A 24,719-nucleotide genomic window follows, 5' to 3' on the forward strand; every position below is an offset into this window, starting at 1 on the left:
GCCCAACTCCGAGAGCGGGGCATTACGGTGGGACACGAAGACCTCCGGCAGTGAATGAGTTCCTAGACAGCTCTCACTTCACTCGGAGGTCTTCGCCATGTCAGCTCGCCACGCCGTCACCAACGTCCGTGGTCAGTACACCTAGGTCATGCCCGGGTCTGGTTTACCGGCTTGCGTTCCAGGCCCTTGCGGTCGTAGAAGCGGGTGATCACCAGGCCGAGGGTGACGCCGATGGCCAGGCCCAGCACCGCCATCCAGACGCCGCGCGTCATTCCGGCGGCGCCGTTGCCGTTGAAGTACAGCAGGGAGCGCACGCCCAGGAACACCTGGTGCATCGGTTCGAATTCGGCCAGCCAGGCGAAATACTTCGGCGTCGCCTCGATCGGCACCGTGCCGCCGGAGGACGGCAGGCCGAGGATGACGAAGATGATCAGGTTGACGATCAGACCCGAGGTCCCGATCGCGGCGAGCACCGACGTACAGGTGAAGCCGACGGCGATCATGACGAAGGCCCCGTAGAGATACAGCGCCAGCGGTTTGTCGATCGGCATCCCCAGTGCCTTGCCGATGCCCAGCAGCGCCGCGGAGACGATCACCGCCATGGCGGTCACGGCCGACCACTTGATCAGCAGCGTCGTGGTGCGGGAGATCGGGGCGCGCGGAAAGTGCAGGTACCACGGGCCCCATTCGGTCGGCAGGAAGCCCAGGGACGCATCGATGAGCTGGTGGATGATCATGGCGCCGACCATCCCGACCAGCAGGAGCAACAGGCTGTAGAAGAACGCGGTGAGCCCCTCGCCCGAGCCGCCCGGCAGCGGACGGAACTGCTCGACCACGATGTTCAGCGGGCGTTCCAGCGTGATCCGGGCGGCACCGGACAGTTCGGGCGGCGGCGCCCCACCGGGTGGCGTCTGTAGCTGGGCCTGCACCTGCTCTGTCAGCTGCTTGCCGACCTGCGCCTGCACCTGGGTGAGTGCCTCCTCGCCGAACCGCTCCAGGATGGCGGTCGCGAAGGCGCCGGTGCGGGGGTTGGTCTGCAGGGTGATCACGGGCTGTTCGATATCCCCGGGCACGATGCTGCCGACGCCGAGGATGCCGAGCCGCTTGGAGAAGTCGCTGGGGATGTAGATGGTGCCGTACACCTGCGCCGACTGCATCGCGAGCTGGGCCTCGCTCGGGCCCACCACCCGCAGATCGATCTTGTCGGCGGGCACCGCCTGCTGCAGTCCCTGGGCGACCTGCTCGCCGAAATTGACGACCTTCTCCTGGCCGGGCGGGCCGAGCTTGTCGCCGACGTCCTGGTTGACCAGCGCCACCGGAAAGTCGTGCAGATTCTCTTCGGGATCGACGACGTAGTCGAGATACATGACGCCCAGCAGCGACGCCAGCAGCGTCATCACGATCACCGGGAATGCCCACCTGAGCGGGGTCAGGTGTCGCCGGGGAGGACTCACTTCCGAACCGTCGGTCGTCGCCACGGTCGAACGGTAGCAGCAACCGTCCCGCCAACCGAGCGATCCCGCGCGAGGTTTCGCTCGAATGACCCGTAGACTGATCAGTGCCCCCCGCCCGCCGAACAGGGAGCAAACGGTGACCCTGCCTCCACCCCCTCCGGACCAGCCCGAGAACGAACCGCGCGAGGAGTGTGGCGTCTTCGGAGTGTGGGCGCCCGGCGAGGATGTATCCAAGCTCACCTACTACGGTCTGTACGCGCTGCAGCACCGCGGCCAGGAGGCCGCGGGCATCGCCGTGGCCGACGGCTCGCAGGTGCTGGTGTTCAAGGACCTCGGCCTGGTCAGCCAGGTATTCGACGAACAGACCCTGGCCGCCATGCCCGGCCACGTCGCCATCGGCCACTGCCGCTACTCCACCACCGGCTCGGTCACCTGGGAGAATGCCCAGCCGATCTTCCGGACCACGGCCGTCGGCACGGGACTTGCGCTGGGGCACAACGGAAATCTGGTCAACACCGCCGAACTGGCCACCCGGGTCCGCGAACTCGGGCTGATCGGCGGCCGACTATCCGGCGGCTCGATGTCGGCCACCTCCGACTCCGACGTGATGACCGCGCTCCTCGCGCACGCCGCCGCCGACAAGAGCATCGAGCAGGCCGCGATGGAGCTGCTGCCGACACTGCGCGGCGCCTTCTGCCTGACCTTCATGGACGAGCACACCCTCTACGCCGCGCGCGACCCGCACGGCGTGCGCCCGCTGTGCCTGGGTCGGCTCGACCGCGGCTGGGTGGTTGCCAGCGAAACCGCCGCACTCGACATCGTCGGCGCCTCGTTCGTCCGCGATATCGAGCCTGGCGAACTGCTGGCGATCGATGCCGACGGCGTCCGCTCGCTGCGCTTCGCCAATCCCGAGCCCAAGGGCTGCGTCTTCGAGTACGTCTACCTGGCCCGGCCCGACAGCGCGATCGCGGGCCGCTCGGTGCACGGCACCCGCGTCGAGATCGGGCGCCGCCTGGCCAAGGAGCATCCGGTCGACGCCGATCTGGTGATCCCGGTGCCGGAATCGGGCACCCCGGCGGCGGTCGGGTACGCGCAGGGTTCGGACATCCCCTACGGCCAGGGCCTGATGAAGAACGCCTACGTGGGCCGCACCTTCATACAGCCCAGTCAGACCATCCGCCAGCTCGGGATCCGGCTGAAGCTGAACCCGCTGCGCGAGGTGATCCGCGGCAAGCGGCTGATCGTCGTCGACGATTCGATCGTGCGCGGCAACACCCAGCGCGCGCTGATCCGGATGCTGCGGGAGGCGGGCGCGCTGGAGATCCACGTCCGCATCGCCTCGCCGCCGGTGAAGTGGCCCTGCTTCTACGGCATCGACTTCGCCTCCCGGGCGGAGCTGATCGCCAACGGCGCCGGTCCGGACGACACCGAATCGCTCGACGAGATGGTGGAGAACGTCCGGCGGTCCATCGGCGCCGACTCCCTCGGCTACATCTCGCTGGAGGGCATGATCGCCGCCACCGAGCAGCCCCGGTCGCGGCTGTGCAGCGCCTGCTTCGACGGCAACTACCCGATTCCGCTGCCCACCGAGGCCGCGATCGGGAAGAATGTGCTGGAGGGCATCCTCGGCGGCAAGAGCCAGTCGGAACTGTTGGGCGACAACGCGAATGCGAGCGCGCTCAGTCGGCCCTGACGAATCTCGTCACCGATCGTGTCTGCAACATAGTTGCGCTCACTCCCGACAGGCGTCCGGCCCCGGGATTGCGCAGCTTGCAATAGATCCGGTAGCCCCGCCCCGGCGCCGACGCTTTTTGGACTCACGACCATTAATTGTTGCGAAACGCAACATATTTGCAACGGCCCGGCGGTACTGTCCCCGCCATACCGAAGTTCACCGCGTACGCACCCGGCCTGTGATCCAGGCCCCGGGCGCGGCCGCGTTGCGAGATGAGGACAGTCATGCGGTTTTCGGCTTCACCGGCGTCGGCGGCTCGAAGGAGTCGCGTGCCGGGCAGGGTGAAAAGTGTTGCGGCAGTGGGAATGGCGGGCCTGGCGCTGCTGGCGGTGGCGGGGTGCGGATCCGGTCGCACCGGCGGTGGCGGTGACGGCGGACTGGTGATCGGTACCACGGACAAGATCTTCGCGCTGGATCCGGTGGCCGCCTACGACCAGGGCTCCTACGTCCCCGAGACCCAGATCTTCCAGCACGTCATGAATTTCGCGCCCGGCCAGACCAAGCCGGAGCCCGACGCCGCGGAGAAGTGCGATTTCACCCAGCCCACCGTGTACACCTGCACGCTGAAGAAGGGCCTGAAGTTCGCCAACGGGAATCCGTTGACCGCCAGGAGCGTCAAGTTCTCCTTCGACCGCATGGTCGAGATCAACGATCCGAACGGTCCGGCCGCGCTGCTGACCCACCTGGATCGCACCGAGGTGGTCGACGACTACACGGTGACCTTCACGTTGAAGAACGCCAACGACCAGACCTTCCCGTCGATCCTGGCGACCCAGGCGGGTCCGATCGTCGACGAGGCCGTGTTCTCGCCCGACAAGCTCGTCGACGACGACTCGGTCGTGCGGGCCAAGGGCTACTCCGGGCCCTACACGATCACCAGTTACGACAAGAACAAACTCGTTGAGTACCAGGCGAATCCGGACTACAACGGCATCCTCGGCAAGCCGAAGACCAGCTCGGTGTCGACGAAGTACTACGCCAGCAGCGAGAACCTGAAGCTCGACATCCAGAACGGCAACATCGACGTCGCCTACCGCAGCCTGAGCCCCACCGATATGGAGTCGTTGCGCGGCAGCGACAAGGTGTCGGTGCACGAGGGCCTCGGCGGCGAACTGCGCTACATCGTGTTCAACATGAACACCATGCCCGGCGGCACGCCGGAGCAGAAGCTCGCGATCCGCAAGGCCATGGCCTCCAGCGTCGACCGCGACGCGCTGTCGAGGGATGTGTACAAGGGCACCTACACGCCCGCGTATTCGCCTGTCCCGCAGGGATTCATCGGCGCGACCGAGCCGTTCAAGGACATCTACGGCGCCAAGCCGAACAAGGAGCAGGCGGCGAAGTTCCTCGCCGACGCGGGCGTCGCGACGCCGGTCGAGATCAACCTCCAGTACAACCCCGACCACTACGGCGGCTCCAGCTCCGAGGAGTATGCGGCGATCAAGAGCCAGCTGGATGCCACCGGCCTGTTCAAGATCAACCTACAGTCCACCGAGTGGGTGACCTACCAGCACGAGCGGGCGCGCGACGGCTACCCGGTGTATCAGCTGGGCTGGTTCCCGGACTATCCGGATCCCGACGACTACCTGACCCCGTTCTTCGCGCCGAACAACTTCCTGCAGAACCACTTCGAGGACCCGGCCATCACCGCCCAGCTGACCGCGGAGGTGACCGAGCCCGACGAGGCCAAGCGGGTGAAGATCCTCGAACAGGTGCAGCGCGACCTGGCCCAGCAGCACATCTCGACGCTGCCGCTGCTGTCCGGTAAGCAGATCGCGATCACCACCAAGGGCGTCCAGGGCACCGAGACGACCCTCGATCCGTCCACCAAGTTCCGCTACAGCGTGCTGAGCAAGTGACGGCCGTGGTGACCGAGCAGGAGCCGCCCGCACCGGCTCCTGCTCCCCGGAATGCGCAGCGCCGCAGCCGATCCCGCTACGGGGTGCTGCTGCGCTACCTGGGCGTGCGGCTGCTGCTGATCGTGCCGACGGCATGGATCCTGGTGACGGTCGTGTTCTTCCTGATGCGGGTCGTGGGCGATCCGATCAGCGCCGCACTGGGCGGGCGGCTGCCACCGGACCAGATCGAGGCCCGCAAGGAGGCCGCGGGGCTCAATCGGCCTGTGCTGAGCCAGTATTGGGACTATCTGACCGGACTGGTGCGCGGCGACTTCGGCCGCTCCACCGACAACCGGGCCATCAGCGACATCATCGCCAGCTACGGCGCGGCGACGCTGGAACTGGTGTTCTGGGCGCTGCTGGTGGCCTTCCTGGTCGGAGTTCCCCTGGGCCGCTACGCAGCCCGGCGCCGCGACAAGGCCGCCGATGTCGGGTTGCGGCTGTTCGGCATCCTGGTCTACGCGGCCCCGGTGTTCTTCGTCGGCCTGCTGCTGAAGCTGATCTTCGCCGTGCAGCTGGGCTGGCTGCCGGTGGCCGGGCGGGCCAGCACCAATGTCGAGCTGGCGCTGCAGCACGTCTCGCCGAAGACCAACATCCTCACCATCGACGCAATCCTCTACGGCGACATGGGATATCTGGCCGACGTGCTGGAGCACGCCATCCTGCCCGCGATCGCCCTGGGCCTGCTCACCGCGGGCATCTTCCTGCGGCTGGTGCGGATCAACCTGATCCAGACCCTGCACAGCGATTTCGTCGACGCGGCGCGGGCGCGCGGGCTCACCGAGCGGGTGGTGGTCGGGCGACACGCGTTCCGCAACGCCATGATTCCGATCGTCACGGTGATGGGCATGCAGATCGCCATGATGCTGGGCGGGGCGGTGCTCACCGAGATCACCTTCGAATGGAAGGGCCTGGGCTACCAGCTCGCGAGCTATCTGCAGGCCCGCGATTTCGTTGCGGTGCAAGGGATCGTGGCCTTCCTGGCGCTGGTGGTGGCGGTGACGAGCTTCCTCGTCGACGTCGTCGTGGCGCTGATCGATCCGAGGGTGAGGTTCTAGATGACCGCACCTGAACTGCTGGCGGAACCCGTCGTCGTTCCGCCCGGACCGCTCCGGGGCATTCCCGGCCTGCGACTGTTCTCGATGACCTCGGGACTGCAGCGGGTGACGCTGATCTTCGGTCTCGCGCTCATCGGGATGTTCGTGCTCGTGGCGCTGTTCGCGCCGCTGATCGCGCCCTACGGCTTCGCCCAGATCTCCTCGGACGGAGTCGATTTCGCCCGGCAGCAGGCGCCCTCGGCGGAGCACTGGTTCGGCACCTCGGTGCGCGGGGAGGACGTATTCTCCCGCGTGCTGTTCGGCGCGCGCACCGCGCTGTGGGTCATCGCCGTATCGCTGGTGCTGTCGCTGTTCGTCGGCGTCCCATTGGGTTTGGTGTCCGGGTACGTCGGGCGCTGGGTCGATCGGGTGCTGACGCTGTTCATGGATGCCATGTACGCGTTCCCCACGCTGCTGCTGGCGATCGTGGTGTCGATCGTGGTGGCCGGGGGCAATTCGTCGAGCTTCGGCGGGGTGCTGTCGGCGGCCGTGGCGATCACGGTGATCTTCGTGCCGCAGTACTTCCGGGTGGTGCGCAACGCGACGCTCGCGGTGAAGACCGAACCCTATGTCGATGCCGCCCGGGTGACCGGGGCGCCGGTCGGGCGCATCCTGTTCCGGCACATCTTCCCCAATGTCACCCAGTCGCTGCCGGTGATCATCACGCTCAACGGGTCCGAGGCCATCCTGACCCTCGCCGCCCTGGGCTTCCTCGGCTACGGCATCGAGCCCACCCAGGCCGCCGAATGGGGCTACGACCTGAACAAGGCGCTGGCCGACGTGTCCAACGGGATCTGGTGGACCGGTGTATTCCCCGGTGTCGCCATCGTTTTGGTGGTACTCGGCATGACGCTGGTGGGGGAGAGCCTCAACGAGGTGCTCAACCCGCTGCTGCGCACCCGTCGCGCGGCCATCGCCGCCGCACCGAAGGAGGCCACCGGTGACTGAGATCGTGGATCGCCCGGCCGCACTGGCCATCGAGTCGCTGTCGGTCACCTTCGCCACCGACGCGGGCCCGGTGAACGCGGTATGCGATGTGTCCTACGAGGTGTTCCCCGGCGAGGTGCTCGCCATCGTCGGGGAGTCCGGATCGGGCAAGTCGGTGAGTTCCCGCACCGCGATCGGCCTGCTGCCCTCGACCGCGCGGGTCACCGGCCTGGTCACGGTCGGCACCGACAAGATCACGTCGATGACCGAGAAGCAGCTGACCGCGCTGCGCGGCGGCGAGATCTCGATGATCTTCCAGGAGCCGGGCGCCGCCCTGGACCCGCTGTTCACCGTCGGCTACCAGCTCACCGAAGCCCTTCGCGCGCACCATCGTTCGAGCCGCAAACAGGCCCGCGCCCGCGCGGTCGAACTGCTGCGCACGGTCGGGCTGCCCGATCCGGAACATCGCGTCGACTACTACCCGCATCAGCTGTCCGGCGGGCAGAAGCAGCGCGTGATGATCGCCATCGCGATCGCCTGCGAGCCGAAGGTGATCATCGCCGACGAGCCGACTACCGCCCTGGACGTCACCGTGCAGGCCGAAATCCTGGAACTGCTGCGGGATCTGCGCGATCGCATCGGCAGCGCCATCGTGCTGATCACGCACAACATGGGCGTGGTCGCCGACCTCGCCGACCGGGTGGTGGTGATGCGCGCCGGGCGCGTGGTCGAAACCGCACCGGTCGACGATCTGTTCGCCGCGCCCCAGCAGCAGTACACCCGGGACCTGCTCGCCGCGGTGCCGCACCTGGGTGTCGGTCTGCGACCGACCTCCGGGCCGGTGTCACCCGGTGCGCCACAGGTGGATTCGGAGGCGCCCACGAGCGTGTCCGAACGACCCGCCGCCGAGGACGCCGAGCCGCCGGAGACGGTGCTCGAGGTGACCGACCTCGTGGTGGAGTTTCCCGGGGCGCTCGGCCGACCTGCCTTCCGGGCGGTGGACGAGGTCAGCCTGGCCATCGGGCGCGCCGAAACCCTCGGCCTGGTGGGTGAATCCGGTTCGGGCAAGACCACGATCGGCCGGTGCGTCGCGGCGCTGCAACGGCCGTCGTCGGGAACGATCGCGATGCTCGGCACTCGCGTGACGGGCCTGTCCGAACGGCGGCTCCGACCGCTGCGCAAGCGACTGGGATTCGTATTCCAGGATCCCGCAACGTCGTTGAACCCCCGGCTGACCGTCGGGCAGTGCGTCGCCGAACCGCTGGTGGTGCACCGCGCGGCGACCGGGGAGACGATGCGGGCGCGGGTACGCAAACTCCTCGACGACGTGCAACTGCCCGCGGGCACCGAACAGCGCTACCCGCACGAGCTTTCGGGCGGGCAGCGACAGCGGGCGAGCCTGGCCCGCGCGCTGGTGCTCAACCCCGACCTGCTCATCGCCGACGAGCCGACCAGCGCGCTGGACGTCTCGGTGCAGGCACGGGTGCTCGAGCTGTTCGCCGAACTGCAGCGGGAGTTCGGCTGGGCCTGCCTGTTCATCAGCCACGACCTCGCCGTGGTGGACCAGCTGGCCGACCGAATCGCCGTGCTGTGCAACGGTTCCGTGGTCGAACAGGGCACCCGCGACGAGATCCTGCGCCACCCCACCCAGGAATACACGCAGCGCCTGGTGGCCGCGGTCCCCGTTCCGGACCCGGTCGAACAACGTCGGCGCCGCGCCGCCACCGCGGCACTTTTCGCCACGGACCACAGCGGGTAATCCCGAGCCGGGTTGTGTCGCCGCGCCGTGTCGGGGGCGAGCCGACGAACTGGCGCCACAACCCTAGGCGAGCACCCGGCCGGTCGGTGCCGGACGGTCGATCGGGTGCTCGCTGCCTGGGTTTTTGGCCTCCGCTTCGCTCCGGCGGGTTTTCGGCGCCTGGGAGTCTCGAGTTTCGAGGGCCGCTGCTCGCTCCTTCGTCGCATGCGCAGCGACCCTCGAAACTCGAGACGCGCCGAAAACCTCCCAGGTGTAGTCGTCAGGCTGTCGCTTCGCGGCCGGGGTTGGGAGCGTGGGGAGTTGCGAGAGCACGGAGACGCTCTGCCGTGGAGGCTTAGCTTCGGCTCGCTCCTGCGTCGCATTGCGCTGGGGGCTGCGTGGCTCGCTCCTGCGTCGGATTGCGCTGGGCTGCTTGGCTCGGTCCTGCGTCGGATTGCGCCGGGGCGGGTTTGGGGTGGGGGCGATACCTGAAGGTGGGTGGGTTTTCTGTGTTTGGGTGGGTGTGTCGTTTGGGGGCGCGCCAATGTTGTGAGCAATGTCACTGTTTGGATGTGGGGGTGGGTTTCTTGGGGATGGGGGTGTTGCTGGAAGGTGGGGGTGGGGTGGGTTTGTTCGGATTGGGTCGGGGGTGGGGGGGATCGTGGTGGGTGTTACTGCTGGTCGGATGACCTTATGGGTGGGGGGTTTGGTTGAAAATTTGATTGGCTGGGGGTTCGCGGAGGGGGTGGTGCGGTCGTTTTGCCAAGGCAATATGCTGTCAGTAACAAACCTGATGGCTGTTTCTCTGCCTCCTTACGGACTTGGAGGTCTGATCCAGCTGGATTTCCAAGACCAATTCTGATAGCAAGGGGCTATGGACCCGCATTTGCGCGACCTGCGGTATTTCGTCGCCGTCGCTGAGGAACTGCACTTCACCAATGCCGCTCAGCGGTTGCACATCGCTCAACCGACGCTCTCGCGGCAGATCCGCCAGCTCGAGCGGCAGCTCGACGTGGTGTTGTTCGACCGGAACCAGCGCAGTGTCGCGCTGACCGTGGCGGGTAAGGAACTGCTCGAGGGTGCGCGCAAGATCCTCGAGCTGTGGGAGGTCACCAATGTCGCCCTGCAGGAGGCGGGCGAGGTGCTGCGGGTCGGGATCCAGAGCTCGATCGGCCGCGGCCTGATCGCCGACCTGGAGAGCGCCAGCGGGCATCGGCTCGCGCTGCACTCCGCATCGTGGACCGACCCTTCCAGCGGCCTGGCGGGGCGCCAGGCCGACCTGGCGCTGATGTGGCTGCCCGTGCCCGACACCGGACGCTACCGCTGGCAGGTGCTGCGCACCGAGCCGCGCTGGGTGCTGCTGCCGGAGAATCATCCGCTGGCCGAGCGGGAGGCCATCGAATTCGCCGATCTGGCCGACGAGCCCTTCATCGCGATGCCGCCGGAAGCCGGTGCCGCCCGGGACTTCTGGCTCGGCAACGACGCGCGCGGCGCCCGGCAGCCGAAGATCGGCGGTGAGGCCGCGACGGCCGAGGAGCGCCTGGAGGCGGTCAGCCTCGGACTGGGCGTATGCCTGCTGGCCGAGAACAACGTCCCGATGTACCGGTGGCCCGGACTGGCCGCGCGGCCGGTGACGGGACTGCCGCCGTGCGAGCTGGCCGTGGCGTGGCGGGCCGACGACGATCGCCCCACCATCCTCGATTTCGCCAACCGGGTCATCGCCGGTGGATTCGGCACCCCGGAGTCCGCTCAGGACTGATCGGCGACCCTCCGCCACGGGCGTGCGGCCTCGAGCTGTGCGGCCAGCCGCAGCAGCGTCGACTCGCTGCCGGGCGGCCCGGCGAGCTGTGCGGCCAGCGGCGTCCCGGTGCGCGGGTGCATACCCATCGGAACGCTGAGGGCGGGCCAGCCGACCAGATTCCACAGCGGCGTGAACGGGGCGAACCGCGCACTGGCCCGGACGTTGGCCAGCCAGCCCCGGCGATGCCAATCCTTCGCCTGCGGGGGCGGCGCGGCCAGGGTCGGGGTGATCACGACATCGTGCTGATCGAAGAAGTCCAGCAGCCGGGTCTCGATGCGATCGATCTGGCTCGGGCGGACGAGCCCGGAGCGCAGCACCGCGCGCCCCAGCGCCAGATGCTGCCGCGTGCGCGGCTGTAGTCGCTGCGGATGCGGGACCGCCGCACCCTCGCGCACCGGATTGGACAGCCAGCGCAGCGCCAGCGCGGCGAGCACGCCCGCATAGGGCAGCCGCGCCTGCGACACCGTGTGCCCGGCCGCGGCGGCGGTCTCCGCCGCCGTGCGGGCCGCACCCGACCAGTGGCGGTCCACACGCGGCAGCGGCGAGAGCGCCGTGACGTCCAGGCCGATGCGCAACGGCGCCGGTGGATCCAGATCGGCGAGCGCGGGCCGGTTCGCCAGCACCGACAGCACCAGGGCCGCGTCGGCGACCGTGGTGGCCAGCACCCCGTTCTCCGTCATGCCGCCCCAGGAGTCGAGGCCGACCTCGGCGGGCACCACGCCGCGGCCGGGCTTGATCCCGACCACGCCGCAGCAGGCCGCCGGGATCCGGACCGATCCTAGGCCGTCGTTACCGTGCGCGACGGGCACCAGTCCGGCACCCACCGCGGCGCCCGAACCGCCCGACGAGCCGCCCGCGCTGTAGCGAATGTTCCAGGGGGAACGGGTGATTCGCTCCGGGGTATCGGTCGCGCCCCACAGCCCGAACTCGGGCATCTCGGTGAGCCCGACGACCACCGCCCCGGCCGCGCGCAGCCGCCGCACCACCGGATGATCGGTCGCCGCGGGCTGCTGATCTCCGGCGGCCGAACCGCCCAGGGTCACCTCGCCGGCGACATCGATGTTGTTCTTGATCGCTATCGGCACGCCCGCCAGCGGCAGCGCCTCGAGGTCGGTGCGATCGGCCAGCGTCCGCGCCTCCGCCCGGGCCCGCTCGGTGCGGACGAGACTGAAAGCGTTCACTGTCGGATTGCCGACGCGGATGCGCTCGAGAGCGGAGTCGAGGATCTGTTCGGGGCGCGCGGCACCGTCGCGCACCGCCGCCGCAATGGCGGTGGCCGTGATCGGCTCCGGCGTGCCTCCCGGATCCTGCGGGGAGGCCGCGCCGGCCGGATCGTTCGCGCCCACCGGTTCCTCCGAGATTTCCGCTGGTGAGATGCCGTCCGCAAGCGCGGTGCCCTCGTCGTGCATGCTGCTGCCCCCGTCGCGTCGTGGTCGAAATGGGGTGGTTGCGTGTTGACGCGCAAATTATCATTTCGGGGAAACGCTCGGGGGATGATGGTTCTCGGGTGTGGCGGATTCTATCCGCCCTGCCGCCAACCGACCAGTGCGGACTTCGGTCCGTGGCTGATGCGACAGGTCCGGTTCGATGGGTGCGGATATGAGTGATACTTCCGGCTTCGGCGGTGGGTTCGGGCGGCCAACGGCCGGAATCGAATTCGGCGCCGTGACCGCCTTCGCGGCGGCGTGGGAATCCGGCGCCCGGCCGCCGGAGATCGGCGACTACCTGCCCGATGCGCGCACGCTACGGCTCGACGCCCTGATCGAGCTGATCCGGATCGACATGCGGTACCGCTGGCTGTCCCGCTCGCCGGGCTCCCGGGTCGCCGAACCGAGCCCGGCGAGCAGGCGGCTGCACGAGTACTGTTCGGAATTCCCGGAATTGGTGCCGCAGGCGCTTCCGGCCAGCCTGGTCTACGAGGAGTTCGTGATCCGCCGCCACAGCGGCGAGCGGGTGGATCCGCGCGACTGCCTGCGGGAGTATCCCGACCAGGCGCCGCAGCTGCGCGAACTGCTCAACGCCGACGACGAGGACCGCAGCACCCGGCGCGCGGGTGTCGATCTCACCGCGACCGTGCCGCCGGACTTCTCCAGCACCTGGGCGGGTGAGGCGACGCGCACCACCACGGGCCCGGCGAGCGTCGCGTCCGGCTCCGGCGCCCGCGTCGATGCGCTCGGCCGCATCGAAATCGGGCAGCGGATAGACGATTTCGAGCTGCTGACCGCGCTCGGCAGCGGGGCCTTCGCGCGCGTATTCCTGGCCCGGCAGCGCAGCCTGCAGCGGCTGGTCGCGGTGAAGATCTCGGCGGACCGGGGGACCGAGCCGCAGACACTGGCCCAGCTCGACCACGACTACATCGTGCGGGTCTTCGATCAGCGGTTGCTCGAGGAGTTCGATCCCGCGGGATCCGATCCGCGGGCACGCCGACTTCGCCTGCTGTACATGCAGTTTCTGCCCGGCGGCACGCTGCTCGGGGTGCTGCGCTGGGTGCGCGCCACCCCCGCATCGCAGCGCAGCGGGCAGTTGCTGCTGGATGCGGTCGATGCGGCCATGGAGGAGAAGGGGGAGATCCGGCCCACCGACTCCAGCGTGCGCGCCGAGCTGGCGGCGCTGTCGTGGCCGGAAACCGTGGCCTGGCTGGGGCGGCGGCTGGCCGAGGCGCTGGCCTACGCGGACGCGCAAGGGGTGCTGCATCGCGATGTGAAACCGGCGAATGTGCTGCTCACCGCGGAGGCGGTGCCCAAACTGGCGGACTTCAATATCAGTTTCAGCCGGACGCTGGCCGGTGCGAGTCCGGTCGCGTACTTCGGCGGTTCGCTGTCCTACATGTCGCCGGAGCAGCTGGAGGCCTGCCATCCCGGCTATCAGCGCTCCGCCGACGATCTCGACACGCGGGCCGACATCTACTCCCTCGGCGTGGTTCTGTGGGAATTGCTCACCGGCGCAAAGCCTTTCGACGATGTCACGGCCGGTGAGAACGGCGATACGACAACCCTGGCCCAGATGTTGCAGCGGCGCCGGACGGGAGTCGAGGCGGAGGCACTCGAGCAGCTTCCCCCCGACTGCCCGGCGGCGCTGCGCCGGGTGTTGCTGACCTGTCTGGAGCCGGAACGCGAAAAGCGCTGGGCGAGTGGGGAAGCGCTGTCGCAGCAGTTGCAGCTGTGCCTGGACGAACGGGCGCGCGATCTGGTGGATCCGCCGCCGCACAGCTGGCGGTTGCGGCTGCGGGGGTGGCGGGCGCTGCTGATGTCGCTGGCCATCGGAATTCCGAATGCCTGTGCGTCGCTGTACAACATCGAGCACAATCGGTCGCTGATCATCGAACGGCTCAGCCCGCCGTCGCAGCACACCTTCCTGCTCGTCACCGCGATCGTGAACGCGGTGTTCTTCCCGGCCGGTACGGCGGTGCTGATCTACCTGGCGCGGCGATTGCTCACCGTCCCGCGGGGGCTGCGCAAGGGCCGGGACTACGACCCGCAGGAGCTGGCCGGAGCCGGAAAGGATGCGCTACTGCTGGGTGATCGCGCTGTGCTGGTGGCATTTTCGCTGTGGGGCCTGGCCGCGATCACCTTCCCGATAGCGCTGCAACTGGCGACGGGGGAGGTGGGTGCACGCGCGGTGATCCACTTCCTGTCCTCGGTGCTGGTGTGCGGCGCGATCGCGGTGGCCTACCCGTTCTTCCTGGTGAACTTCTACATGGTGCGCTGCATCTATCCGATGTTCCTGCGGCACGGTGACGTCAGCACGACCGACGCCAGGCGGCTGCGGCTGCTCGGCCGCCGCGGCACGAGGTATCTGGCGGTGGCGGCGTCGGTGCCGCTGCTGGCCGTGGCCGGGGTGACTTTCCTGCCGCCGGAGGATATTCCGCGCGTGGTCTTCGCCGTCCGGGTGCTGTGCGTGGGGGCGATCGTCGCGTTCGTCGTGTCCTATGTGCTGTTCCGGGCGCTGGAGGCGGATCTGCGCGCGCTGGGTCGAATCGTGGATCCCGTTGCCGCGCGGCGTATTTCCGACATCGAGGGCGCGCCTTGAGTGAACTCGCGCTCGGCGCGGCCGCCGCCCGGTTCGACGCGGACTGGCAGGCCGCGCTGAGCGGGCTGGACGACGGCCCACCGGTGCTCGCGCGGTACATCCCGGAGGGCGGCGCGTTACGCGTGGCGGTGCTCGCCGATCTCGTCCGCATCGACCTGCGTCAGCGCTGGCGCCGGACCCGGCACGGCAAGCGAATGGCGGACTACGGCAGGGAATTTCCCGAATTGGCCGCCAGCCCGCAGTTTCTGGATCTGGTCTGTGAGGAGTTCGCGCTCCGCAACCGGTACCGGCCCACCACCGTCGCGGAGTTCCTCGACGAATACCCGGAACTGGCCGCGGAACTCGCGCAGCGGATCGACGACGTCGAGTCGGCACCCGGACGCATCTGCGCGGAGGCGTCCCCGGCGGCCGTGGAGGTGGAGCCGGGCCGCCGGATCGACGACTTCGATCTGGTGACCCTGCTGGGCGGCACCGGGGGCGCGAAGGTCTTTCTGGCCCGGCAACATTCGATGCAGCGGCTGGTCGCGGTGCGGGTGGAGGCGGTGGGCACGCACGATCCCCGGACGGTGGCGCAGCTCGATCACCCGTACATCGTCCGGGTCTTCGATCAGCGCGTGGTCGCGGGCGTATCCGGCGGGCCGCTGCGGTTGCGATACATGCAGTACCTGCCCGGCGGCAGCGGTGCCGACCTGATGCGGCTGCGGCGCTCCACCCCCGAGCCGGACGGTGGTGCGCTGCTGCTGCGTTCGGTGGACGCGGTGATGGAGGCGCGCGGCGAGATCCGCCCCACCGATTCGAGCGTGCGCGCCGAGATCGCCGCGCTGTCGTGGCCGGAGACCGTGGCCTGGGTGGGCCGTCGGCTGGCGGCGGCGCTGGACTACGCCGGACACCAGGGCGTCGTGCACGGTGATATCAAACCCGACAACGTGGTGTTCACCGCCGAAGGAATACCGAAGCTGGCCGATTTCGCCGCCGATGACCATACGGAAAACGCTGTCGCTCAGCCGGATTCGACGCAGTACCGGGCGCCCGAGCAGCTCTCGCAGGCGGTGGTTCCGGATGCCCGCACCGACATCTACGCACTGGGTGTACTCCTGTGGGAAATGCTCACGGGCGCAAGCCCATTCGATGACGCGGCCCCGCTGCCCGCCGACACACCCGCGACGCTGCGGCGGACATTGCTGCGCTGCCTGGCGCCCGATCCGCAAGGGCGCTGGCAATCCGGGGTCGAGTTGGCCGGGCAGCTGGATCTGTGCCTCGACGCGCGCGCCCGAGATCTCGTGGATCCGCCGCCGACGAGCCTGCGCTACCGGGCGCGCGGCTGGTCGCTGCCGATCGTATGGGCCTGTGTGGGACTGCCGAACCTGCTGGCCAGCCTCTACAACATAAGGCTCAACGAGAGCCTGATCATCGACCGGCTGTCGGCGGCGGACCAGGACCGGTACTCCACCGTCGGGCTGATCAACAACCTGATCACCTTTCCGCTGGCGGCCGTGCTGATGACGCTGCTGACCTGGCGCGTGCTGATGGTGACCCTCCGCCTGCGCCGGGGCGCAGCGGTGAGTCCCCGCGACCTCGCGGTCGCGCGACGGCAGCTGCTCTCCCTCGGCGACCGCCTCGTGTGGGTGCCGTTCGGGATGTGGCTGGTGGCCGGGATCGCCTGGCCGACAGCGGTGATGGCGACCGGGGTCGCGCTGCCCGCCCGCAATTTCCTGCACTTCTACACCGCCCAGGTGGTCTGCGCCGCGATCGCGCTGGCCTATCCGTTCTTCCTGGTCACGGTGTACGCCGTGCGCTCGGTGTACCCGCAGCTGCTGGTCGCGGGCGCGGTCGGGCCCGACGACGGGCGGCAGCTGTGGCGGCTGGCCGGGCGCGCCAACTTCTATCTGGCCGCCGCGGCGTCGGTGCCGCTGCTGGGGGTCGCCAGCGCGACCCTGGTGCCCGGCGATCAGCTGAGCCAGGTGATCGATCCGGTGCGGGCGCTCAGCGTCGGTGGCATCCTGGCATTCGTGCTGACCTATCGGCTGTTCCGGCTGCTGGAAATGGATCTGCGCGCACTGGCCCGGGTCATCCCGCGGGGCGTCCGGTGACGGCGCCGTTCGCGCGGATCGTGAATCTGTCCCACGTGCACGACCCGGCCACCACACCGCTGTACCCGGGTGATCCGGCGTTCACCTGCGAGACGGTGGCGACCATCGAGCGCGACGGGTACTACCTGCGCTACATCCGGCAGGGTGAGCACACCGGAACCCATTGGGGCGCACCGATTCACTTCGATTCGGCGGGCGTCGCGGCCGACGAACTCGAGCCCGAGGACCTGCTGCTGCCCGCGATCAAGCTCGACCTCCGCGAAAAATGCTCGGGGAACCGGGATTACGCGATCACCCCCGACGATCTGCGCGACTGGGAACGGCGGCACGGCCCGATTCCCGCCGGTGCCGCCGTCGTGGCCTGGACGGGGTGGGATGCGCTGTGGGGTACGCCCGAATTCCTCGGCACCGGTGAATTCGAGGGCCGCCAACCGGGATTCGCGCCCGCCGCCGTGCACTGGCTGCTCGACTCCGGCCGCCTCGGGCATCGGGGTGCGCTCGGCATCGACACCTTCGGACCCGATCTCGGGACCGACGAGTCCTACACCGTATCGAGACTGCTCTACCGCGAGCACCGGATCAGCCTGGAGTGCCTCGCCAACCTCGCCGCCCTGCCCGCCACCGGCGCGTGGGTGCTGGCCGGTGGCGCGGTGCACCGCGGCGGGTCCGGGTCGCCCGCCGGTGTGTACGGGCTGATTCCCCGATGATCCGCGCGTTGGTCGGCGACAGGCCGACCGGTGTGCCGGGCTTCGGAACGGCGCGGGCTCGCAGGGGACATTCGCAGGTAGGGTCGGCCGGATGGTCGGTCATGGTGAGGTTTCGCTCGAGGAGCTGGCGGCGCGGGTGCGGGATCGGGCGGGCGCCCGGGACCGGCGGTTCGTACTGGGCGTCGCCGGACCGCCGGGTGCGGGCAAGTCGACACTCGCCACGGCGCTGCGCGACACCCTGAACGCCGCCGCCGAGGCACCGATCGCGGAGGTGGCGCCGATGGACGGATTCCACCTGACCAACGCCGAACTGCGGGTGGCGGGCGCGCTGGCACGCAAGGGCGAACCCGATACCTTCGATGTCGCGGCATACCTGGACGCCCTGCGTACCCTGCGGGAATTGCCACCGGGACAGTCGTTTTCGTGGCCGACCTACGATCGGCGGCGGCATGAGCCGGTGCCGGGCGGCGTGGTGTTCTCCGGCCAGTCCATCGTGCTCACCGAGGGGAACTACCTGCTGCTCGACGATGTCGGCACGGCCGGGTGGTCGGCGGTCCGGGAGTGCCTCGACGCGGCCTGGTATGTCCACGCGCCCGCCGAGCTGCTGCGAAAACGACTGCTGCGCCGTCATGTTCGCGGCGGGAAGAGTGCGGAGTTCGCGCGGGCGAAGGTGGCCGACAGCGATCTGCTGAATGCGGAGCTGGTCGCCAAGACGCGCGAGCGCGCGGACCTGGTGCTGCAGGCGCACGGGCGGAACTACCTCGTGCTCTGAGTCCCGCCGGGTTCCCGAGCAGGCAGGTGACGCATCCACTCCCGGGTGCCCAGGTATGCGCACGACCGTGTCGCCACCGCCGCCGCGCTGCGCAGGGCGGCCGGAAACGCCTGCCCCGCAACGTGGTAGTGGCAGAAGGCGCCGTGCAGGATGTCCCCCGCGCCGAGCGTATCCACGGCCGGGGCGCTCGGCACCGCCACGGTGCCGCGGTCGTGCGGTGTCGAATACCGGATGGGCCCGCCGCCCTGGGTGATCGCGACCTGACCGACACCGTCCGCGTGCAGCCGATCGAATACCTCGTCCGGCGTGGCGCCGCAATCCGGCGGCGCGAAGGCGGCCGAACAGATCGCGATGTCCACCAGCGGCAGCAGCTCGGTGTGCACGGTCCGCCACCGCCCGGCATCCAGCACCACCGTGACACCGGATTTCCTTGCCGCCGTGGCGAATCCGAGCGCGGCCTCGGGATAGTGGCCGTCGATCAGCACGATCGCCGCATCGTCGAGCGGGCCGAGCCGGGACGGATCGAATCGCGCCGCGATCCGCGAGCCGTCCAGCGATACGATGGTGCGGGTACCGGCCTCGGTCGCCACCACCACGGAGGACACCGGCGGCCGCTGCTCGCCACCGGGTGTCAGATCCAGCGGAGCCACGCCGTGATCGTCCAGATCCCGCCGGATCACCTGTGCCAGTGCGTGTTCGCCGAGCGCGGTGACCAGGGCAGGGGTGCGCCCGGACAGGAATGCGTACGTCACCGCCGCATTCGCCGCCGGGCCGCCCGCGCCCAGGAACTGATCGCGCGCCTGGGTCTTGCTGTCCTCGGCCGGATATCGCTGCACCGCATACGCGATATCGAGCGTCGCGAGCCCGACGAACACCGCAGTTGCCATGCCCGCGACGATAGCGACGGCTACTTGCCCGCGGCGCGCACCCGGTCCTCGTAGGCCTTGCGCGCGGCCGTGTCGACCTCGTCGAGGAAGGCGCTCTGGGCGCCCAGCGCGCGGCCGATGGCATCGCCGACTGCCTCCGGCAACATGCCGACGACCTGGGAGATCACCCCCGCCACCGTGGTGACACGGACCTTCGAGCGACGGTCCACCAGCAGCTTGGCGATGGCGTCGGCGATCTCCTCGGGCTCGGCGGGCCGCAGCAGCTTCGGCGCGGTGACGCCCGAACCCAGCTCGGTCTTCGTCAGCGTCGGCAGCACCGAGGAGAACGCCACCCCGCTGCCCCGGTACTCCTCGCGCAGCGTGTCGGTGAAGCCGAGCACCGCGTGCTTGCTGGCGTTGTAGGTGGCCAGGCCCGGAATATGGGTCTCCCCGGCCAGCGAGGCGATATTGACGACATGCCCGGTGCCGCGCGGCAGCATCCTGGCCGCCGCCAGCTTCGAGCCCAGAATCACGCCGTAGACGTTGATGTCGAGAATGCGCTTGGTGAGCGCGTCCGGCTCGTCGATCAGCCTGCCGGTCGGCATGATCCCGGCGTTGTTGATCAGCACATCGATCGGGCCCAGCTGCCGCTCCACCTCGTCGAGGAAGCTCTCGAACGACTGCTGATCGGTGACGTCGAGCGGGCCGTAGTGGTCGAAATCCCGTGCCGTGCCGGACTCCTTGACCGCCGTCTCGTCCACATCGCCGATCGCGATCTTCGCGCCGAGGGTCTGCAGCGCGGTGGCCGTGGCGAGGCCGATGCCGCGGGCTCCGCCGGTGATGACAACCACCTTGCCGCGAAGCTTTCCGAAGTCCGTCACTTGTCCTTACCTCCCACGGTGTTGATCACGTCCATGATTCCCAGGCGCCGCATCCCCCGGGCCCCGGCGGCGCGCATGGCGGCCATGGCGAAACCGAGTTTCGTTGTGCTGTACGGGAACCAGAACAGTTCCTTCTGCTGCGTCGGCAGGATGGGTGCCGTGACGGCCTGGCGGCGGCAGTACTTGCGCACGCCCTCCGCGCCGCCCCAGCGGTAGCCCACGCCGGACTGCTGCCAGCCGCCCATCGGCAGGGCGAAGTTGAACAGGTTGGAGAACACGTCGTTGATGTTCACCGCGCCCGCATTCAGTTGCCGCGCAATGCGTTCGCCGCGCGCCTTGTCGCCGGTCCACACCGAGGCGGACAGCCCGTAGATCGAATCATTGGCCAGCGCAACGGCTTCGGTCTCGTCGGCGACCTTCATCACCGGCAGTGTCGGCCCGAAGGTCTCCTCGGTCATGCACGACATGCCGTGGTCGACATCCACCAGTACCGTCGGCTGGAAGTAGGTACCGACGCCGGTCGGCTTACCGCCCGTCAATGCCCTGGCGCCCTTGGCGATCGCGTCATCGACATGTCCGGCGACGATCGCCTTCTGCGCCTCGTTGGCCAGTGCGCCGACGTCGAAGCGCGACTCCCGGCCGTCGGTGCCCTGGCGCAGGCTGCGCACGTGTTCGGTCAGCTTGGCGACGAACTCGTCGTACACGGGCTCCTCGACGTACACCCGCTCCACCGAGATGCACACCTGACCGGCGTTGAACAGCCCGCCGAAGGCGATGCCGTAGGCGGCGCGGTCGATATCGGCGTCCGCCAGCACGATCGCCGGATCCTTGCCGCCGAGCTCCAGGCTGTAGGGGATGAGCCGGTCGACGCAGGCGCGCGCGATGGCGCGGCCGGTCTTGGTCGACCCGGTGAACTGCACGTAGTCGACCGAATCCACCACCGCCGCACCGGTTTCCCCGGCGCCGGTGGCGACCGCCAGCACCGGCGGCGCGCCGATCTCCGCCCAGCCGCGCGCCAGTTCCAGCGCCGACAGCGGCGTCACCTCCGACGGTTTGAGGAGCACCGCGGCGCCCGCGGCGAGCGCCGGGAAGACATCCAGCGCGGGCATGGCCAGCGGGAAGTTCCACGGGGTGATCACCCCGACGACCGGATACGGCCGGTAGACGGTGGTGAGGCGCTTGACCCGGGCCAGCGGGCTGTGCGGCGACGGATGCTCGTCGGCGAGGAACTTGCCCGCGCGGCGCGCGTAGTAGCCGAGTAGATCGACCGCGAAGGCCGGATCGATGAGCGCGTCCACCCGCGGCTTGCCGGTCTCCGACTGCAGCACGTCACCCAGGTGGTCGGTGTTGTCGATGAGCCAGTCCTGCAGCTTCAGCAGCCACCGTTTGCGGCCCTCCGGACCGATCGCCTCCCACTCGGGCTGATACAGCCGCAGCTGGCGCACCTTGGCGGCGACCGTCTCCGCCGAATCCACCGGCACGCGGCCGACCACCGCACCATCGGCCGGATTGCGGACCTCGATCTCGGTCGCCGCCTTCCCCGCCGCCCCGTTCGACGCCGGTGTGCTCGCCGGTGCCGTGGCCGGGGGCGTCTCGGGACGCGCAGCCTCGGGACTCGTCTCGGCTGCTGAATTCTTCGGTGCCGCTGCGGCCTGCTCGCCCGGTTCTGCGGTCTTCGCCGCCGGACCCGGTGCTGCCGCGGTCTTCTTCGCCGCAGCCTTCTTCGCCGGGGCCTTCTTGGCCGGGGCCTTCGCGGCGGCCTTCTTCGCGGCGGCCTTCTTCGCCGGGGTCTTCTTTGCCGGGGCCTTCTCGGCCGGGGTCTTCTTCGCGGCGGCCTTCTTCGGCGTGCGGGACTCGGCGGACTCGCCGACCGGAGCCCCGGTGGAATTCTCGGCGGGCGTACTGCGTGCTGCCTTGCCCGCCTCGGGGGCCGGGTCGGTATTCGTCACGTTCTGCTCTCCCACGTGCGCTGCGTTGCGACTTTGTGAATCACTTCACTGACCTATGATCGTCACACAAGCGACATCGCGACTTCTTGGCCTTGACGGTCAATGCACCCCCAGCACTTTGTACTCTGAGGACAAATTTCGGAGGTGTTCTCGTGACGATCGACGCGACCGGCGTGGTGGTGCGGCAGTGGCTCGCCGATTTCGTCGCCGAGACCCTGCGCACCGAAACCCTCGAACAGGTGGTGCAGCGGCTGAACCGGGAGATCATCCGCCGCGTTCCGGAACTGGCCGACCGCGACATGCGCCGCGACCTGGAAACCAGCACGCGGGCCCATGCGCTGGTCGTGCTGAGCGGCCTGACCCAGGACAAGCTGGACTACCCGGTGCCCGAGCAGGCGCACGCCTTCGCCCGCACCATCGCGCGGCGCGGCCACGATCTGCGACTGCTGCTGCGGGTCTATCACGTGGGCCAGGAGGCCGTGCTCGAATACATGACGGAGGTGCTCGAGCAGCGGCGGCTACCGCCGGAGACCGAACGCGCCACCCTGCTGCGCCTGTTCGACCGGTCCATCCGATGGATCAGCACCTCGATCGAGGCGCTCACCGACACCTACATGGAGGAGCGGGAGCGCGGGCTGCGCGCGGCGCTGAACCAGCGCACCGAGATCGTGCGGGCACTGCTGGCCGGGGAGGACCTCGATGCCGATCAGGCCACGGCGCGTCTGGGTTACCGCCTGGCGCAGCGGCATCTGGCGTGCGTGCTGTGGACCGACGAGGATGCCGTCGCCACCGGTGTCATCCCGGCGGACGGCGATCCCGTGCTGCCCGCGGCGCCGGGCGAAAGCGAGTCACTGGGCCTGCTGGAGCGGACGGCCGTGCGGCTGGCGGGCGGGATCGGCACCGGCGGCGTGCTGACGGTGCCGTCCGGCGCGGCCGCGCTGTGGGCGTGGATCGGGGTCGACGGCGATGCCTACCCGCCGGGCCTGCCGACCAGCGTCGAGGCACCCGTCCGGATCGCGGTCGGGACGCCCGCCGATCGGATCGCCGGATTCCGGCAGAGCCATCGGGAGGCCGTGGCCGCCCGGCACGTCGCCGAGCGCGCGGTGCGCGACATTCCGCGGCTGCTGCGCTATCCCGAGGTGGAGGTGGCCTACCTGGCGGGCGCGGACGAGGCGGCGATGCGGACGCTGATCGAGCGTGAACTGGGCGCGCTGGTGCGTCCGGATGCCGGTGCCGCTCGCCTGCGCGACACCCTGCACGCCTACCTGCGCTGCCATCGGAGTCCGGATGCGGCCGCGAAAAAGCTTGGGGTGCACAAGAACACGGTGCGTTATCGGATACAGCGAATCGAGGAACTGCTCGGCCATCCGATCGAGCAGCGCAGCCTGCGGCTCGAGATCGCGCTGGACTGCGCGGCGATCTACGGGGTCTGACCGGGCGCTAGCGCAGGGGCGAGTCGGTGGTCGGCGGCAGGCCGTGGGTCGGTAGTTCCGCCAGCAGCGTGGTGGTCGCCGCGGCGATGGCCGCGACCGCCTTGTCGAAGGCGGGTTTCGTGGTGGACGACAGGCCGGACACACCACCGACCTTGCGCACGTATTCCTGTGCGGCCGCGTAGATTTCCTGCTCGGTCGCGGGAGGTTCGAGCCCACGCAGGACGGTGATGTTTCTACTCATGGCCAGAGATTAGCCCTCGGTTCCGGCCCGTGGCAGCGCAACAATCTACAGCTGTGAAAATTGTGTGCCGGGCAATTCGACACGGCCCAGGTTCCATGGGACACAATCGGAGGCATGGCTGCCCGCGACGTGCCGACGCTGACCACCTTCCCCTACGAGGATCTGGACCGGCGCGAGGAGGATCACTGGTCCGGTGCGCAGGTCTCCGACGACGAGCTGCGCGCGCTGTCGCTGGGCGCGTTCTACTCGGCGCGCTGGGACGCCTTCCACGATGCGTTACTGCTGGGCCCCGAGCGCGAGCATCCGATGGGCGACCGGCGCGAGCTGGCCATCGACACCCTGACCGGCGCCTGGGGTATCACCGACGGCACCGAGGCGATGGCGTCGATGGAGCAGCTGCTCGACGGCATGCACGCCCCCCTGTACGCGCTGGTGCATCCGCTGGTGACCACCGCGATCAATTCCCCCGAGCGCGACCGGTTCGGCGAGCGCGCCGACCGGCACCGGGCCTTCCTGCGGCAGGTCGGGTCCTTCCGCGGCATGGACAATCCCGAGGCGCTGGTGCGCGACTACGACATCTGGTCGCAGGCGATCAAGCTCGGTCTCATCGACCATCTGGTGGAGCCGCTGCCCGCCGATATCGAGGCGTGGGATCTGGCGCGGGTGGTGGCGGTGGCGCGGATGGCGTTCACGGCGGGCTACCTCGACGCCGAGGTGGCCTGGGACTACGTGATGCGGGCGCTGGCACCCGCGCAGCGGCGCTACCGCAACTGGCGCCAGTTCGGCGATTCGTTCCTGACCGGCTGGACCTACTGGCAGGCCTGCGAGGACCTCGCCGAACTCAAGTCCGGCGGGGTGGACAGGCGCCTGGAACTGGTGCGCCTGTGGATGCGGCCCACGAGCCCGTGGCGCCGCATCACGCTGCAGCCCACCGAGTGATTCCGGCCAAAAGCACGCCGGAAATGAGCAGGGCGCCGCGTTGGAACCCGGCGCCCGGCCCGCATTTCCGGGCCCGCTTCCTTCGTTCCGGGCATGCTGCCTTCGTTTCCGGCGCGCTGCCTTCGTTTCCGGCATGCTGCCTTCGTTCCCGGCATGCTTTTG

The 24,719-nt window shown here is 69.2% G+C and carries 18 protein-coding genes; 12 read left to right on the forward strand and 6 right to left on the reverse strand.

Annotated elements, in window-relative coordinates; translation table 11 throughout:
• Positions 1-146: 146 nt before the first annotated feature.
• Positions 147-1,397: a YhgE/Pip domain-containing protein gene (locus tag QH290_RS34675; RefSeq protein ID WP_280265655.1), complete on the reverse strand. Its 1,251-nt coding sequence runs from the start codon at positions 1,395-1,397 to the stop codon at positions 147-149.
• Between the two features lie 142 nt (positions 1,398-1,539).
• Between QH290_RS34675 and purF the strand changes: the two genes are divergently transcribed.
• From purF to QH290_RS34705, 6 genes are all read left to right on the forward strand, one after another.
• On the forward strand, positions 1,540-3,147 hold the full coding sequence (gene purF / locus QH290_RS34680) for an amidophosphoribosyltransferase (RefSeq protein ID WP_425301680.1): 1,608 nt from the start codon (positions 1,540-1,542) through the stop codon (positions 3,145-3,147).
• 347 nt (positions 3,148-3,494) lie between these two features.
• The gene (locus tag QH290_RS34685; protein WP_280268325.1) at positions 3,495-5,048 is read left to right on the forward strand and encodes an ABC transporter substrate-binding protein; all 1,554 of its coding nucleotides are present in this window, start codon (positions 3,495-3,497) and stop codon (positions 5,046-5,048) included.
• Positions 5,049-5,131: 83 nt separating this feature from the next.
• A complete protein-coding gene (locus QH290_RS34690) occupies positions 5,132-6,145 on the forward strand; it encodes an ABC transporter permease (RefSeq protein WP_280387620.1) in 1,014 nt (337 codons plus the stop codon).
• On the forward strand, positions 6,146-7,132 hold the full coding sequence (locus tag QH290_RS34695; RefSeq protein ID WP_425303686.1) for an ABC transporter permease: 987 nt from the start codon (positions 6,146-6,148) through the stop codon (positions 7,130-7,132).
• On the forward strand, positions 7,125-8,870 hold the full coding sequence (locus QH290_RS34700; protein WP_280387564.1) for a dipeptide ABC transporter ATP-binding protein: 1,746 nt from the start codon (positions 7,125-7,127) through the stop codon (positions 8,868-8,870). Before QH290_RS34695 ends, QH290_RS34700 begins: the two co-directional genes overlap by 8 nt.
• 853 nt (positions 8,871-9,723) lie before the next feature.
• The gene (locus QH290_RS34705; RefSeq protein WP_280269460.1) at positions 9,724-10,608 is read left to right on the forward strand and encodes a LysR family transcriptional regulator; all 885 of its coding nucleotides are present in this window, start codon (positions 9,724-9,726) and stop codon (positions 10,606-10,608) included.
• On the opposite strand, the gene QH290_RS34710 is transcribed toward QH290_RS34705, so the two are convergent.
• The gene (locus tag QH290_RS34710) at positions 10,599-12,059 is read right to left on the reverse strand and encodes an amidase (protein ID WP_280387566.1); all 1,461 of its coding nucleotides are present in this window, start codon (positions 12,057-12,059) and stop codon (positions 10,599-10,601) included. The genes QH290_RS34705 and QH290_RS34710 overlap by 10 nt on opposite strands.
• A 190-nt stretch (positions 12,060-12,249) precedes the next feature.
• Here QH290_RS34710 and QH290_RS34715 point away from each other — a divergent pair, with 190 nt between their 5' ends.
• The 4 genes from QH290_RS34715 to QH290_RS34730 all read left to right on the forward strand — a co-directional run bounded on the left by QH290_RS34715 (position 12,250) and on the right by QH290_RS34730 (position 18,248).
• On the forward strand, positions 12,250-14,679 hold the full coding sequence (locus QH290_RS34715) for a serine/threonine-protein kinase (RefSeq protein WP_280269458.1): 2,430 nt from the start codon (positions 12,250-12,252) through the stop codon (positions 14,677-14,679).
• Entirely contained in the window at positions 14,676-16,769 is a 2,094-nt protein-coding gene (locus tag QH290_RS34720; protein ID WP_280387568.1) for a serine/threonine-protein kinase, read from the forward strand. Before QH290_RS34715 ends, QH290_RS34720 begins: the two co-directional genes overlap by 4 nt.
• On the forward strand, positions 16,766-17,476 hold the full coding sequence (locus tag QH290_RS34725; RefSeq protein ID WP_280269456.1) for a cyclase family protein: 711 nt from the start codon (positions 16,766-16,768) through the stop codon (positions 17,474-17,476). The genes QH290_RS34720 and QH290_RS34725 overlap by 4 nt, the downstream gene beginning before the upstream one ends.
• Positions 17,477-17,567: 91 nt before the next feature.
• A complete protein-coding gene (locus QH290_RS34730) occupies positions 17,568-18,248 on the forward strand; it encodes a nucleoside/nucleotide kinase family protein (RefSeq protein WP_280269455.1) in 681 nt (226 codons plus the stop codon).
• On the opposite strand, the gene QH290_RS34735 is transcribed toward QH290_RS34730, so the two are convergent.
• Genes QH290_RS34735 through QH290_RS34745 form a run of 3 tightly spaced genes read right to left on the reverse strand, consistent with a single transcriptional unit; the run spans position 18,233 to position 21,518 of the window.
• Complete coding sequence (locus QH290_RS34735) at positions 18,233-19,135, reverse strand: PfkB family carbohydrate kinase (RefSeq protein WP_280387586.1); 903 nt, start codon at positions 19,133-19,135, stop codon at positions 18,233-18,235. The genes QH290_RS34730 and QH290_RS34735 overlap by 16 nt on opposite strands.
• A gap of 20 nt (positions 19,136-19,155) precedes the next feature.
• Positions 19,156-19,995, reverse strand: coding sequence for an SDR family oxidoreductase (locus QH290_RS34740; protein WP_280269453.1), 840 nt, complete (start codon positions 19,993-19,995; stop codon positions 19,156-19,158).
• Positions 19,992-21,518, reverse strand: a complete 1,527-nt coding sequence (locus QH290_RS34745; RefSeq protein ID WP_280387624.1) for an aldehyde dehydrogenase family protein — start codon at positions 21,516-21,518, stop codon at positions 19,992-19,994. Before QH290_RS34745 ends, QH290_RS34740 begins: the two co-directional genes overlap by 4 nt.
• Before the next feature lie 578 nt (positions 21,519-22,096).
• Here QH290_RS34745 and QH290_RS34750 point away from each other — a divergent pair.
• Positions 22,097-23,377 carry a PucR family transcriptional regulator gene (locus QH290_RS34750; RefSeq protein ID WP_280387588.1) on the forward strand — a complete coding sequence of 427 codons (1,281 nt, stop codon included), beginning with the start codon at positions 22,097-22,099 and terminating at the stop codon, positions 23,375-23,377.
• A 7-nt stretch (positions 23,378-23,384) separates the two neighbouring features.
• On the opposite strand, the gene QH290_RS34755 is transcribed toward QH290_RS34750, so the two are convergent.
• Positions 23,385-23,618 carry a DUF2277 domain-containing protein gene (locus QH290_RS34755; protein WP_280269451.1) on the reverse strand — a complete coding sequence of 78 codons (234 nt, stop codon included), beginning with the start codon at positions 23,616-23,618 and terminating at the stop codon, positions 23,385-23,387.
• A 114-nt stretch (positions 23,619-23,732) separates the two neighbouring features.
• On the opposite strand from QH290_RS34755, the gene QH290_RS34760 reads away from it, so the two are divergent.
• On the forward strand, positions 23,733-24,557 hold the full coding sequence (locus QH290_RS34760) for a DUF1266 domain-containing protein (protein ID WP_280269450.1): 825 nt from the start codon (positions 23,733-23,735) through the stop codon (positions 24,555-24,557).
• Positions 24,558-24,719: the final 162 nt, after the last annotated feature.

Origin of the sequence: Nocardia wallacei, from assembly GCF_029869545.1 — a bacterium.
Lineage (GTDB): Bacteria > Actinomycetota > Actinomycetes > Mycobacteriales > Mycobacteriaceae > Nocardia > Nocardia wallacei_A.